The sequence below is a fragment of the Pseudomonas sp. AK-TSAG1-1 genome (genome assembly GCF_056821665.1).
Map to the genome: position 1 here is coordinate 5,799,404 of NZ_CM165965.1, position 13,340 is coordinate 5,812,743.

12 protein-coding genes and 1 riboswitch are annotated in these 13,340 nt (G+C 61.0%); of the genes, 6 read left to right on the plus strand and 6 right to left on the minus strand.

Annotation, left to right across the window (positions count from 1 at the left end; all coding sequences use genetic code 11):
- Position 1 precedes the first annotated feature (1 nt).
- Positions 2 to 1,999: a transketolase gene (tkt, locus tag AC1UK9_RS26295; protein ID WP_025109188.1), complete on the minus strand. Its 1,998-nt coding sequence runs from the start codon at positions 1,997 to 1,999 to the stop codon at positions 2 to 4.
- A 257-nt stretch (positions 2,000 to 2,256) separates the two neighbouring features.
- Between tkt and AC1UK9_RS26300 the strand changes: the two genes are divergently transcribed.
- From AC1UK9_RS26300 to AC1UK9_RS26315, 4 genes are all read left to right on the plus strand, one after another.
- Positions 2,257 to 3,252: an ArsR/SmtB family transcription factor gene (locus AC1UK9_RS26300; protein ID WP_025109187.1), complete on the plus strand. Its 996-nt coding sequence runs from the start codon at positions 2,257 to 2,259 to the stop codon at positions 3,250 to 3,252.
- Positions 3,253 to 3,270: 18 nt separating this feature from the next.
- Positions 3,271 to 4,461, plus strand: coding sequence for a methionine adenosyltransferase (metK, locus tag AC1UK9_RS26305; RefSeq protein WP_025109186.1), 1,191 nt, complete (start codon positions 3,271 to 3,273; stop codon positions 4,459 to 4,461).
- Between the two features lie 235 nt (positions 4,462 to 4,696).
- Entirely contained in the window at positions 4,697 to 6,373 is a 1,677-nt protein-coding gene (gene ligB / locus AC1UK9_RS26310) for an NAD-dependent DNA ligase LigB (RefSeq protein WP_025109185.1), read from the plus strand.
- Positions 6,374 to 6,470: 97 nt separating this feature from the next.
- Positions 6,471 to 6,866: a DUF1090 domain-containing protein gene (locus tag AC1UK9_RS26315; RefSeq protein ID WP_025109184.1), complete on the plus strand. Its 396-nt coding sequence runs from the start codon at positions 6,471 to 6,473 to the stop codon at positions 6,864 to 6,866.
- A 125-nt stretch (positions 6,867 to 6,991) separates the two neighbouring features.
- On the opposite strand, the gene AC1UK9_RS26320 is transcribed toward AC1UK9_RS26315, so the two are convergent.
- Positions 6,992 to 7,441, minus strand: a complete 450-nt coding sequence (locus AC1UK9_RS26320) for a c-type cytochrome (RefSeq protein ID WP_482578772.1) — start codon at positions 7,439 to 7,441, stop codon at positions 6,992 to 6,994.
- A gap of 128 nt (positions 7,442 to 7,569) precedes the next feature.
- On the opposite strand from AC1UK9_RS26320, the gene mltA reads away from it, so the two are divergent.
- The gene (gene mltA / locus AC1UK9_RS26325) at positions 7,570 to 8,754 is read left to right on the plus strand and encodes a murein transglycosylase A (protein WP_482578773.1); all 1,185 of its coding nucleotides are present in this window, start codon (positions 7,570 to 7,572) and stop codon (positions 8,752 to 8,754) included.
- Positions 8,755 to 8,856: 102 nt separating this feature from the next.
- On the opposite strand, the gene AC1UK9_RS26330 is transcribed toward mltA, so the two are convergent.
- Both AC1UK9_RS26330 and AC1UK9_RS26335 read right to left on the minus strand, forming a co-directional pair.
- Entirely contained in the window at positions 8,857 to 9,240 is a 384-nt protein-coding gene (locus tag AC1UK9_RS26330) for an MAPEG family protein (RefSeq protein ID WP_473013810.1), read from the minus strand.
- Between the two features lie 39 nt (positions 9,241 to 9,279).
- Positions 9,280 to 10,113 carry an EamA family transporter gene (locus tag AC1UK9_RS26335; protein ID WP_025109180.1) on the minus strand — a complete coding sequence of 278 codons (834 nt, stop codon included), beginning with the start codon at positions 10,111 to 10,113 and terminating at the stop codon, positions 9,280 to 9,282.
- 157 nt (positions 10,114 to 10,270) lie between these two features.
- On the opposite strand from AC1UK9_RS26335, the gene AC1UK9_RS26340 reads away from it, so the two are divergent.
- Complete coding sequence (locus AC1UK9_RS26340) at positions 10,271 to 11,536, plus strand: cation:proton antiporter (RefSeq protein ID WP_025109179.1); 1,266 nt, start codon at positions 10,271 to 10,273, stop codon at positions 11,534 to 11,536.
- Here the strand turns inward: AC1UK9_RS26340 and AC1UK9_RS26345 are convergent, their stop codons facing one another.
- Positions 11,537 to 12,442, minus strand: a complete 906-nt coding sequence (locus AC1UK9_RS26345) for a formate/nitrite transporter family protein (RefSeq protein WP_482578774.1) — start codon at positions 12,440 to 12,442, stop codon at positions 11,537 to 11,539. It abuts the gene before it with no gap.
- A gap of 190 nt (positions 12,443 to 12,632) precedes the next feature.
- On the minus strand, positions 12,633 to 13,040 hold the full coding sequence (locus AC1UK9_RS26350) for an acyl-CoA thioesterase (RefSeq protein WP_016984776.1): 408 nt from the start codon (positions 13,038 to 13,040) through the stop codon (positions 12,633 to 12,635).
- Positions 13,041 to 13,237: 197 nt separating this feature from the next.
- Positions 13,238 to 13,336: riboswitch (S-adenosyl-L-homocysteine riboswitch) on the plus strand.
- Positions 13,337 to 13,340 lie beyond the last annotated feature (4 nt).

The following is a 13,340-nucleotide window of genomic DNA, read 5'->3' on the forward strand; positions in this document are numbered from 1 at the left end:
ATCAGTCTTCCAGCAGCTCTTCAGCCTGACCCAGGATGTTTTCCAGGGTGAAGCCGAACTCTTCGAACAGTGCCGAAGCCGGCGCCGACTCACCGTAGGTGGTCATGCCGATCACGCGACCTTCCAGGCCCACATACTTGAACCAGAAGTCGGCATGGGCCGCTTCGATCGCGATACGTGCGCTGACCTGCAACGGCAGCACCGCTTGCTTGTAGCCTGCGTCCTGAGCATCGAACACGCTGGTGCAAGGCATGGAAACCACACGCACCTTGCGGCCCTGCTCGGTCAGTTTGTCGTAGGCCTGAACCGCCAGACCCACTTCCGAACCGGTCGAAATCAGGATCAGCTCAGGCTCGCCTGCGCAGTCCTTCAGCACGTAACCACCGCGGCTGATGTCGGCGATCTGGCCGGCATCGCGGGTTTGGTGCTGCAGGTTCTGACGCGAGAAGATCAGCGCCGACGGGCCGTCTTTACGCTCCAGTGCGTTTTTCCAGGCCACGGCCGATTCAACGGCATCGGCTGGACGCCAGGTGTCGAGGTTCGGTGTGGTGCGCAGGCTGGTCAGTTGCTCGATCGGCTGGTGCGTCGGGCCGTCTTCGCCCAGACCGATGGAGTCGTGGGTGTAGACGTGAATGACCTGCTTCTTCATCAGCGCGGACATGCGCACGGCGTTGCGGGCGTATTCCATGAACATCAGGAAGGTCGCGCCGTAAGGCACCAGACCGCCGTGCAGAGTCACGCCGTTCATGATTGCGGTCATGCCGAATTCGCGCACGCCGTAGTACATGTAGTTACCGCTGGCATCTTCAGCGCTGACACCTTTGCAACCTTTCCACAGGGTCAGGTTGGAACCGGCCAGGTCAGCCGAACCGCCGAGCAGTTCCGGCAGCAGCGGGCCGAACGCGTTCAGGGTGTTCTGGCTGGCTTTACGGCTGGCGATGGTTTCGCCTTTGGCCGCGACTTCAGCGATGTAGGCGCTGGCTTTTTCGGAGAAGTCAGCCGGCAGCTCGCCGCTCAGGCGACGCACCAGTTCGTTGGCCTCAGTCGGGAATGCAGCGGAGTAAGCAGCGAAACGCTGATCCCACTCGGCCTCGACAGCGCGACCTTTTTCCTTGGCATCCCACTCGGCATAAATGTCGGCCGGGATTTCGAACGGGCCGTAGTTCCAGTTCAACGCCTTGCGGGTCAGTGCGATTTCCGCGTCGCCCAGTGGAGCGCCGTGGCAGTCTTCCTTGCCCTGCTTGTTCGGCGAGCCGAAACCGATGGTGGTCTTGCAGCAGATCAGGGTCGGCAGCGGGCTCTTGCGCGCGGTTTCAATGGCGGTCTTGATCTCTTCCGGATCATGGCCGTCGACGTTGCGGATCACTTGCCAGTTGTAGGCTTCGAAACGCTTCGGGGTGTCATCGGTGAACCAGCCTTCGACTTCGCCGTCGATGGAGATGCCGTTGTCATCATAGAAAGCGATCAGCTTGCCCAGGCCCAGAGTACCGGCCAGGGAAGCGACTTCGTGGGAAATGCCTTCCATCATGCAGCCATCACCCAGGAACACATAGGTGTGGTGGTCGACGATGTCGTGGCCAGGACGGTTGAATTGCGCGCCCAGAACCTTTTCTGCCAGGGCGAAGCCCACAGCGTTGGCCAGACCCTGACCCAACGGGCCAGTGGTGGTTTCAACGCCCGGGGTGTAACCGAATTCCGGGTGACCGGGGGTACGGCTGTGCAGTTGACGGAATTGCTTGAGGTCTTCGATCGACAGGTCGTAACCGGTCAGGTGCAGCAGCGAGTAGATCAACATCGAGCCGTGGCCGTTGGACAGCACGAAGCGGTCACGGTCGGCGAACGATGGATTGCTCGGGTTGTGCTTGAGGTAGTCGCGCCAAAGCACTTCGGCGATATCTGCCATACCCATAGGGGCACCGGGATGGCCGCTGTTGGCTTTTTGCACGGCATCCATGCTGAGGGCACGAATGGCGTTGGCACGCTCACGACGGCTAGGCATCGCTGATCTCCTGGGTGTGAATAATTGAAACGGAAAAAAGGAGGGCATTTTCCCTCACCGGAGCGCCTCGGGGCAATGACAGATAGTCATACGGAGACGTTTTTCCCGTGGTTAACAGTGGATTCTGTTGGTGAAACCTTTCCGCTGTTCGTTTGTAGAGTTAACCAGCCAGTGAGAAGTGCCATCTATCGAGCAATATCAAAACTTTTTGATATTGCCCTTGCGGCGATTTCCCACCGTCACTAGACTGCTGCCCCATGAACTTACGCGTGCCTTCCATTCGCCATGACGATTGCGACGAGCTGGCGGCCCTGTGCAAGGCCGGTGGCGACCCGCTGCGCCTGAATGTATTGCGCGCGCTGGCCAACGATTCGTTCGGTGTACTGGAGCTGGCGCAGATTTTCGGCATCGGTCAGTCCGGCATGAGCCACCACCTCAAGGTGCTGGCCCAGGCCGATCTGGTGGCGACGCGCCGCGAAGGCAACGCGATTTTCTATCGCCGCGCCCTGCCCCACACCGAGCTGCTGGGTGGCAAGTTGCACGCGGCACTGTTAGAAGAAGTCGACAATCTGGCGCTGCCGGACGACGTGCAGGTACGCATCGCCCAGGTACACGGGCAACGCGAGGCGGCCAGCCAGGACTTTTTCGCCCGGGTAGCGGAGAAATTTCGCGCCCAGCAAGACTTGATCGCAGGCCTGCCGCAATACCGTGACAGCGTGCTGGCCCTGCTCGACAAACTGAACTTCAATGGTGCTGCCACGGCCATTGAAGTCGGCCCCGGCGATGGTGCTTTTCTGCCGGAACTGGCCCGTCGCTTCGGCACCGTAACCGCGCTGGACAACAGCCCGGCGATGCTCGAACTGGCGCGTCAGGTATGTGAACGTGAACAGCTGGCTAACGTCAGCCTGCAATTGGCCGATGCATTGAATGGCACAAGCCTTCAGGCCGATTGCGTAGTACTGAACATGGTGTTGCACCATTTCGCCGCGCCGGCCGAAGCGCTCAAGCACATGGCCGGCCTGCTGCAACCGGGCGGTAGCCTGCTCGTGACAGAGTTATGTAGCCACAACCAGAGTTGGGCCAGGGAGGCCTGCGGTGATCTGTGGTTGGGGTTTGAACAGGACGATTTGGCCCGTTGGGCCACCGCTGCGGGACTCGTTCCCGGGGACAGCCTCTATGTAGGCTTACGTAATGGTTTCCAGATCCAGGTTCGCCACTTTCAGCGACCGGCTGGCGACACTCACCATCGGTAAATTCAGGAAAACATCGAGATGAGCGAATACTCCCTCTTCACCTCCGAGTCCGTGTCTGAAGGACATCCGGACAAAATCGCCGACCAGATTTCCGATGCGGTGCTGGACGCCATTATTGCCCAGGACAAACACGCACGCGTTGCCGTGGAAACCCTGGTCAAGACCGGCGTGGCCATCGTTGCCGGTGAAGTGACCACCAGCGCCTGGGTCGACCTGGAGCAGATCGTTCGTGACGTCATCTGCGACATCGGCTACACCAGCTCCGAAGTCGGCTTCGACGGCGCCACCTGCGGCGTGATGAACATCATCGGCAAGCAGTCCCCTGACATCAACCAGGGTGTTGACCGCGCCAAGCCTGAAGATCAGGGCGCCGGCGACCAGGGCCTGATGTTCGGCTACGCCAGCAACGAAACCGAAGTGCTGATGCCTGCGCCGATCACCTTCTCGCACCAACTGGTGCAGCGCCAGGCCGAAGCCCGTAAATCGGGTCTGCTGCCTTGGCTGCGTCCAGACGCCAAGTCGCAAGTGACTTGCCGTTACGAAGGCGGCAAGGTTGTCGGTATCGACGCCGTGGTTCTGTCGACCCAGCACAACCCTGAAGTGTCGTACAAAGACCTGCGCGAAGGCGTGATGGAGCTGATCGTCAAGCACGTGCTGCCTGCCGAACTGCTGAGCAAGGACACCCAGTTCCACATCAACCCGACCGGCCAGTTCATCATTGGCGGCCCGGTAGGTGACTGCGGTCTGACCGGCCGCAAGATCATCGTCGACAGCTACGGCGGCATGGCCCGTCACGGCGGTGGCGCGTTCTCCGGTAAAGATCCATCGAAGGTTGACCGCTCGGCTGCCTACGCTGGCCGTTATGTTGCCAAGAACATCGTCGCGGCCGGCCTGGCCGAGCGTTGCGAGATCCAGGTGTCCTACGCCATCGGTGTCGCTCAGCCGACTTCGATCTCGCTGAACACCTTCGGCACCGGCAAGATCAGCGATGACAAGATCATCAAGCTGGTACGTGAAGTGTTCGACCTGCGTCCATACGCAATCACCACCATGCTCGATCTGCTGCACCCGATGTACCAGGAAACTGCAGCCTACGGCCACTTCGGTCGCGCACCGCAGACCAAGACTGTTGGCGAAGACACCTTCACCACCTTCACCTGGGAAAAAACCGACCGCGCCGACGCCCTGCGTTCCGCTGCTGGTCTGTAAGACTTCCTCGGCTGCACAAAAAGCCCCGCACGGTTCGCGCCGTGCGGGGCTTTTTCATGCCTGCAATACCACCTTGAACACAAACAAGGAACCCTGTGGGAGCGGGCTTGCCCGCGAAGAGGCCAGCTCTGGCGACCTGAGTTTCAGCCCTGAAACACGATGCAAAACACCCACCCGGTGCTGCTCCAAATCCTGACTAGCCTTCAAGCATTCCCCCTGAGCAAGGACGCTCACCATGCTTGCCACGCTGCGCCTGTTTTCAGTTGTTCTGCTGAGTTTCACCCACCTGATCGCTTACGCCGCCTGCCCCGACTGGTCTGCCGCCAAAGCAACCAACGAAATCAGCGCCCTGCAAAAACAGCTCGACCAATGGGACGACGCCTATCACCGCGAAGGCCGCTCGCTGATTGCCGACGACCTCTACGACCAGGCCCGCCTGCGGATCAATGAATGGCGACAGTGTTTCCAGCAGCCCGCAGCGCCCGACCCCGTACGCAGCGCATCTGGCTCAATTGCGCATCCCGTTGCCCACACTGGCCTGGATAAACTGCACGAAGCGGCGGCCGTACAAGCGTGGCTGAAGGATCGCCAGGATGTCTGGGTCCAACCCAAGGTCGATGGCGTTGCAGTGACGCTGATCTATCGGCGCGGCCTGCTGCAGCAAGCGATCAGTCGCGGAGACGGTATCAGCGGCCAGGACTGGACAGCGTCGGCGCACAAGATCGCAGCCATTCCTCAACAACTGACACAGCCCCGCGATCTGCTGGTGCAGGGCGAACTCTACTGGCGCCTGACTCAACATGTGCAAGCCCGCGCCGGCAGCGTCAACGCGCGCGCCACCGTTGCCGGACTGATGAACCGTAAAACCCTGAGCGAGGAGCAGGCGGCCGGAATCAGTCTGTTCGTCTGGGATTGGCCACAAGGGCCGGCGAGCCTGCCCGAAAGAACAGCGACGCTGGCGACATTGGGTTTCGCCACCACGGCGCCGTTCAGTCAGTCAATCGACCATCTTGGGGATGCGCAAAAATGGCGCGAGCACTGGTATCGATCGCCACTGCCATTCGCCAGCGACGGTATTGTCCTGCGTCAGAGCCAGCGGCCAGCGGCGGAGCGCTGGCAGGCAAGCGCACCCTACTGGGCCGTGGCCTGGAAATACCCGTTTGCACGAGCGCTGGCCGAAGTGCGCAAGGTTGATTTCAAAATCGGCCGCACCGGCCGCATCACCCCGGTGCTGGAACTGACGCCGGTCATGCTCGATGACCGGGAGATAAAACGTGTCAGCGCCAGTACGCTCAAGCGCTGGCAGGCACTCGACATCCGTCCCGGCGATCAGGTGGCAATCAGTCTGGCCGGGCTGACGATTCCCCGGCTCGACAGCGTGGTGCTGCGCACAACAGAGCGGGCCGCCATCGACATACCCGACGCCAGTGATTTTCACACTTTGAGTTGCTGGCAACCAATACCCGGCTGCGAAAGCCAGTTTCTCGCGCGCCTGACCTGGCTCAGCGGCAAACAAGGGCTGGCAATGCCCCATGTGGGCAAAGGCACCTGGGAGAAACTTCTGGAAACAGGCCGTCTGAATAACCTGCTGGATTGGTTGACCCTCGATGAGCCAGAGCTTGCTAACATTGCTGGCTTCGGCGAGCGCAGCAGCGCACGCCTGATACACAGCTTTCACAGCGCCCGACAAAGGCCTTTCGCGCAGTGGCTCAAAGCGTTGGGGCTGCCGCCGACAGGCGGGGTTCAACTGGCTGATTCATGGCAAGCGCTGGCACAACGAAATACCGAACAATGGCAGGCTGAAGCCGGTATCGGCCCCGGACGCGCAGCGCAATTGAGCGCATTCTTTCGCGACCCGCAGGTGCTGGCCATCAGCGAACAATTACATGCCGCCGGAATCGACGGTTTCTGAACATGCAATCCCCGCACGCCGGGAACCCAAGGGCCGCCGAGGCGCTCCAACTGCGCAGCGCCCGACTGACCCGATTGCCTTTGCACATGGAGCTTTTATGAAACTTCTTTCACCGCTCGCCCTGCTGACCCTCTGCGCCGTGATGGCCGCCCCCGTGATGGCCGACGAAGACGCCCCGGGGCTGACCGGTTGCGCCGCCAAGAAGCAGGGCATCATCAACCAGATCGAACAGGCCAAGTCTCGCGGCAACGCCGATCAGCAGGCCGGCTTGCAAACGGCACTGGATGAAGTGACGAAGAACTGCACCGATGCCGGCCTGAAGAAAGAACGCGAGAACAAGGTGCTGGATGCCAAGCACGAAGTCAGCAAGCGTCAGGCTGATCTCGACAAGGCGATGAAGAAAGGCGATCCGGAGAAGATCGACAAGCGCAAGAACAAGCTCGCCGAGTCGCGCAAGGAGCTGCAGGACGCGCTGGACCAATTGGACAAGTAACCGGCATGCGGTGAATTTGATGCTCTCTTCGCGAGCGAGCCCGCTCCCACAGGGATTGTGTGAACCTCACAAATCCAATGTGGGAGCGGGCTCGCTCGCGAAGGCTTCATCTCAAACAACAGAGATCAATGATCCCGAAACTCTTTATGGCAAGCGCTGCAGGCATCTTCAACTTTCTGCACGGCAGGCCCCAGGTTGCTGGCCTTGTACGGCTGGATCTTGCTGACGCTCACCAATTCACCGGTGGTTGCCTCAAGGTTGCGGGCCAGTTCCTGAAAGCGTGCCTGACGCAGCCAGACATCATCCTTGGCACTGGTGTGATCTTCTTCGCGCACCTGCGGGAAATGCTTCCACGGCTCATGGGACAACGCATCGAGTTTCACCGCACCGTCGGCGAATTTCGGTCCGTCGAACGGAATGCGTCCACGCAACATGCCGCCCAGCTCTTCGCCGGTCTTGAGCATCTGCTTGAAGATCGCCTTGCGTTGTCCCAGCGGCGAATTCGGGTCGACACCGCCACAGGCGGACAAGGTCAGACAGGCCAGCAATACAACAGAAATTCTTTTAAGAGTCATGGTGGCTTCAGGTCACGGAATTCGGCGGCCAGTATCCTCGCGTCGCCGACAAACACCAATAGCCCTATTAAAAATACGGGTTGCCTGAGCGCATGGAGCACTCGGGCAACCGGCACAGGAATCACTCCATGAACAGCCGCTTCAAGGCCTGGCGTCACCCTCTGATCGCAACCCTTCCGCTGCTGGCAATCCTCGCCGGCTGCACGGGCGGCGACACCGCCAAACCGAAAACCCACGCCTTGGCCACTTACTCCAGCGCCACCTGGGAAGCTTTGCCAGCCGTGTCCGACAGCGATCTGGTCGCCGGCTTCGGCTCATGGCGCAGCGCCTGCACCCGACTCAAGGCCGACCCGGTCTGGGGCGGCACCTGCGCCGCCGCGGCCAACGTGCCGCAGAGCGCCAGCGAAATCCGCAGCTTCCTCAAGCAGAACCTCGACGTGTTCGGCCTGCGCGCCGAGCATGACAACCCCAACGGTCTGATCACCGGTTACTACGAACCGGTCTACCCCGGCAGCCTGACGCCCACCGACGCCGCCAACGTGCCGGTGTATGGCGTGCCTGAAGACATGATCATCGTGTCGCTGGACAGCATTTATCCGGAGCTCAAGGGCAAGCGCCTGCGCGGTCGTCTCGAAGGTCGCGTGCTCAAGCCGTATGACGACGCCGCGACCATCGAGTCCAAAGGCGTCAAAGCCCCCGTGGTGGCGTACCTGACCGATCCGATGAACCTGCAATTCCTGCAGATTCAGGGCTCCGGGCGAATTCAGACGGCGGACGGCAAACAACTGCGCATCGCCTACGCCGACCAGAACGGCCACCCGTACCGACCGATCGGCCGCTGGCTGGTGGAACAGGGTGAGCTGAAGAAAGAAGACGTGACCATGAGCACGATCAGCAACTGGGCCAAGGCCAACCCGTCGCGCATTCCGGAACTGCTCGGCAGCAACCCGAGCTATGTGTTTTTCACCCGCAACCCGGACAGCAACGAAGGCCCGCGCGGCTCGCTGAACGTACCACTGACGGCCGGTTATAGCGCAGCGGTGGACCGCAAGGTGATTCCGTTGGGCAGTCTGCTGTGGCTGTCGACCACCCGCCCTGACGGCACGGCACTGGTGCGCCCGGTGGCGGCGCAGGACACCGGTGGCGCGATTGCCGGCGAGGTTCGCGCGGACCTGTTCTGGGGCACCGGCGATGCGGCCGGGCAACTGGCCGGCGACATGAAACAGCAGGGACAGATCTGGATGCTCTGGCCTAAAGGCGCGGCGTTGCCGCAAGTGCCGCAAGTCGCCGACACGGTGAAGGACAAACCTTAAGTTCCTCAGCGCCTTCGCGAGCAAGCCCGCTCCCACAGTTAGCATGTGTACTACTGTGGGAGCGGGCTTGCTCGCGAAGAGGCAGGCAGCAACACCCGAGAATCAGACAGACACAAAGAAGAACGAAGCAATCAGCCCCATCCCGACAAACCACACCAGCGACCGCAGAATCGCCCAGTCCGCCAGGTAGCAGATGATGTACAGCAGGCGACTGGTGATAAACATCACCGCCAGCACATTCACCGTCACCAGCTGCGCGGTGCCCACCAGATGCGCGACGATCACCGCGATGGCGAATGCCGGCATCACCTCGAAACTGTTCAACTGCGCCGCATGCGCACGGCGGGCCACACCGTTCAGACTTTCCAGAAAGTCCCGAGGATCATGGTTGTCGCTCAGCCGGTAGCCACCCACTGCCTTGGCCACGCCGGTGCAGATATAGGGCAGGAAAATCGCGATCAACACGCACCACAGAGCTACCGTCATAAAGCCGTCCTTCTTTGATTGATGGAAAATGGCGGGCGGTCAGAACTTCATCACCAGCATGCCGATCAATACCAACCCACAGGCTAAGAGCCGCGGCCTGCCGAAAGGTTCTTTGAGGTAACGCATGCCAAACAGCACCACCAGGATCACGCTGATCTCGCGCAATGCTGCCGCCTCGGCAATCGACCCCAACTGCATCGCCCACAGCACCAGAGCGTAGCTGAACAACACGCAGAACCCGACCGCCAGCCCCAGCTTCCATTGCTCGCGCCAGAACACCAGGAACGCCGGGCGTTTGGCGACCCATGCCAGCAACGGAAACGGCCAGGCGCTGAGCAGCGTGACCCAGACCAGGTAATCCAGCGGATGCGACCAGCGCCGCAAGGCCTGACCGTCGATATAGGTGTAGCAACCGATGCACAGCCCGATCAGTGCCACCACCGGCAGCATCGACCAGGGGAGATGCTTCCCGCCGCCGCCCTGCCAGAGCAGGCAGGCCATGCCCAACGGAATCAGCATGATCCCGAAGATCTGCTGCGCAGTGAGCACTTCGCCGGCGAAGATCAGGGTCAGCGCCAGCACCACCAGCGGCGACAATCCGCGCATCAGCGGATAGACCAGCCCGAGGTCGCCGACCCGATAAGCCTGAATCAACAGATAGCGATACAGAAGCTCGAACGCCGCCGAAGCCAGAATCCACGGCCAGATGTCCAGTGGCGGCAGGCTGATGAAGGGCGACGCCAGCGCCACGAACAACAGCGCCACCGTGTCCATGCAGGCCACCACCAACAACCGTTCGGCGCTGAACTTGATCAAGGTATTCCACGCCGCATGCAACAGCGCCGCTATCAACACCAGAACTGTCGCCGCCACGTTTCACTCCTTGATTTTTTGTTGTTGACCCTACACCAATGTGTGCAGCTGACCAACCGAGGGGACGTGATTGTGTCCCCACCCCGAGTCAGCCCATCCAATCTGTGCGCCGAAGAATCGGGGCGCTGTCTTTCCACCCCCATCCAAAGGACCCCGGATGCTTGAACTCGTAGCCGCTTTTATCTGCCTCACCACCCTCCTCACTTTCGTCAATTACCGCTTCATCGGCCTGCCACCGACCATCGGTGTGATGGTCACCGCGCTGATGTTCTCTCTGTTGCTGCAAGGCCTGAGCGTGCTCGGCTACCCCGGCCTCGAAGAACGCGTGCAGCAACTGATCGGCCAGATCGACTTCGGCGATCTGTTGATGAACTGGATGCTGTCGTTCCTGCTGTTCGCCGGCGCCCTGCACGTCAACTTGAATGACCTGCGCAGCTACCGCTGGCCCATCGGCCTGCTGGCGACCTTCGGCGTGCTGATCGCCACCGCCGTGATCGGCAGCCTCGCCTATTACATTTTTGCCCTGTTCGGCTGGCACGTGAGCTTCCTGTACTGCCTGCTGTTCGGCGCGCTGATTTCGCCGACCGACCCGATCGCGGTGCTCGGCGTATTGCGTACGGCCAATGCTTCCAAGCCGCTGAAAACCACCATCGTCGGTGAATCACTGTTCAACGATGGCACGGCAGTGGTGGTGTTCACCGTGCTGCTGGGCATCGCCCAACTGGGCGAAACGCCGACCATCAGCGCCACGGCCATGCTGTTCGTTCACGAGGCGATAGGCGGCGTGCTGTTCGGCGGGCTGATCGGCTATCTGGTGTACCGGATGATCAAGAGCGTCCAGCAGCATCAGATCACGGTGATGCTGACCCTGGCGCTGGTGATCGGCGGTTCGGCGATGGCCAGCGAGGTGCACGTCTCGGCACCGATTGCGATGGTGGTGGCCGGTCTGATCATCGGTAACCTGGGGCGCAACCTGGCGATGAACGACATGACCCGCAAGTACCTCGACGGCTTCTGGGAGTTGCTTGACGACATGCTCAACGCCCTGCTGTTCGCGCTGATCGGTCTGGAGCTGTTACTGCTGCCGTTCAACTGGCTGCACGTGGCGGCGGCAAGCCTGCTGGCGGTGGCGATTCTGCTCTCGCGCCTGCTCACCGTGGCCCCGGCCATCGTCCTGCTGCGTCGCTGGCGCACGGTGCCGCGCGGCACCATCCGCATCCTGACCTGGGGCGGCTTGCGCGGCGGTGTCTCGGTGGCACTGGCGCTGGCCCTGCCATTGGGCCCGGAGCGCGATCTGCTGCTGAGCATCACCTACATCGTGGTGCTGTCGTCGATCCTGTTGCAGGGGCTGACCATCGGCAAACTGGTCAAGCACGCCACCCGTGACGAGCCAGCCACAGCGGCTGAGCCCGCGCACCACTGATCATTTTCTGATCTGCTGCGGATCAGGCTGTTCAACCTGGTCCGCAGACCCTTTCGGCTTTTCCGGGTCTTTCGGCGCACCGCTCTCGCTGCGTATCTGCGCATGGCTGATCAGGGCGAAGATGAAACTGCCGCCGATGATGTTCCCCGCCAACGTCGGCCCGGCGAACACCATCCAGAAATCACTCCACGGCAGCTCGCCGGCAAACACCAGATACGACACTTCCGCCGAACCGACCACGATGTGGGTGAAGTCGCCCAGCGCCATCAGGTAGGTGATGAGGATGATGATCCACATTTTCGCGCTCTCCATGGACGGGATCATCCAGACCATGGTGGCGATCATCCAGCCGGAGACGATGCCCTTGGCGAACATCTGGCTGGCGTGGTTCTCCATGACCTTGCGGCCGATTTCGAGGAAGGCGTCGTCGGTCTTGCTGTCGAAAATCGGCAACTCGAGCATCACGTACGCCACCAGAATCGTGCCGCACAAATTGCCAAACAGGACGACGCCCCATAGCCGGATCAGCCGGCCGAAGTTGCGTATCGTCGGTTTGGTCATGACCGGCAGGACCGCGGTCAGGGTGTTTTCGGTGAACAGCTGCTGGCGTGCAAGGATCACCGCGAGGAAACCCGCGCAATAGCCGAAACTGGCGATCACCTTGAATTCGTCGCCCTCGGGCAGGCGAGAGTTGAGCAGGCCCATGCCCATCAGCGACAGGCCCATCGTCAGCCCGGCGGCCAGCGCCGACCACCACAACGCGGCAATGCTGCGCTCCAGCTCCTGATCGCCCTGGGTGCGGATGATTTCATGCAGAACCGCCGCGCGGGGCGGCTGGTTTTTTTCGACTTCGTGTTGCTCCTTGGCCGAGAGGTCGGGGGTCTTGCCGTCGGTGGGGGTGGTCATGGCGTGGCAACCAGTGGGGGGCTTTCAGCTACGACCCCCGCCGTTCACAGCTGTTCACTGAGCAGATGAATCTTCGGTGAATACAAAACCGCATTCGCGAGCAAGCCCGCTCCCACAGTTGACCGAGTTGCGGGGCAGCACGCGGTCTGATGTGGGAGCGGGCTTGCTCGCGAAGGGCGCACCGCCGATGTCACTTGGTGACTAATTCATCTTCCTGAAACTGATCTTTCACATATTTGATTTCAGTGCGCCCGTGCGGCGCCGGCAGGCCGTCTTCGCCGAGATTGACGAAGACCATCTTCTCGACCGTGAGGATGCTCTTGCGGGTGATCTTGTTGCGCACCTCGCAAGTCAGGGTGATCGAGGTACGGCCGAACTCGGTGGCGGTGATGCCCAGTTCGATGATGTCGCCCTGACGCGAGGCGCTGACGAAGTTGATCTCGGAAATGTACTTGGTCACCACGCGCTGATTGCCCAACTGGACGATGGCGTAGATCGCCGCTTCCTCGTCGATCCAGCGCAGCAGGCTGCCGCCGAACAGGGTGCCGTTGGGGTTGAGGTCTTCGGGTTTTACCCATTTGCGGGTGTGGAAATTCATCTTCACTCCTGAGTGTCTTGCCCAATGATGGGGCCATCTTGGCAGACTGAGCGGTCAGGCTCCATGAGCCTTCTACTATGGTCGCTATTAGCGATCTTCATTTGGCCGACAGAAACCCTTTGGAAGATCAGTCTAGACGGCTATAATCGCCCCCGTTTCAAAACGGTAACGTTCAATTGCTACCGTTTTCCCGCCACCTGTCCGAGGGGCGCTGCAGCAGGTTCAACCTGTCAGGCTCGGATGGGGCGTTGACTGGCTCAGGCCAGACACTAAACGCACAACGGCGCCCATTCGCATACA

Bases quoted from the DNA above. Each gene is read 5' to 3' on its own strand.
- AC1UK9_RS26320 (WP_482578772.1), bottom strand. From the start codon at position 7,441: ATGACTCTTAAAAGAATTTCTGTTGTATTGCTGGCCTGTCTGACCTTG.
- metK (WP_025109186.1), top strand. From the start codon at position 3,271: ATGAGCGAATACTCCCTCTTCACCTCCGAGTCCGTGTCTGAAGGACAT.
- AC1UK9_RS26345 (WP_482578774.1), bottom strand. From the start codon at position 12,442: ATGACCACCCCCACCGACGGCAAGACCCCCGACCTCTCGGCCAAGGAG.
- AC1UK9_RS26340 (WP_025109179.1), top strand. From the start codon at position 10,271: ATGCTTGAACTCGTAGCCGCTTTTATCTGCCTCACCACCCTCCTCACT.
- ligB (WP_025109185.1), top strand. From the start codon at position 4,697: ATGCTTGCCACGCTGCGCCTGTTTTCAGTTGTTCTGCTGAGTTTCACC.
- AC1UK9_RS26315 (WP_025109184.1), top strand. From the start codon at position 6,471: ATGAAACTTCTTTCACCGCTCGCCCTGCTGACCCTCTGCGCCGTGATG.
- mltA (WP_482578773.1), top strand. From the start codon at position 7,570: ATGAACAGCCGCTTCAAGGCCTGGCGTCACCCTCTGATCGCAACCCTT.
- tkt (WP_025109188.1), bottom strand. From the start codon at position 1,999: ATGCCTAGCCGTCGTGAGCGTGCCAACGCCATTCGTGCCCTCAGCATG.
- AC1UK9_RS26350 (WP_016984776.1), bottom strand. From the start codon at position 13,040: ATGAATTTCCACACCCGCAAATGGGTAAAACCCGAAGACCTCAACCCC.
- AC1UK9_RS26330 (WP_473013810.1), bottom strand. From the start codon at position 9,240: ATGACGGTAGCTCTGTGGTGCGTGTTGATCGCGATTTTCCTGCCCTAT.
- AC1UK9_RS26300 (WP_025109187.1), top strand. From the start codon at position 2,257: ATGAACTTACGCGTGCCTTCCATTCGCCATGACGATTGCGACGAGCTG.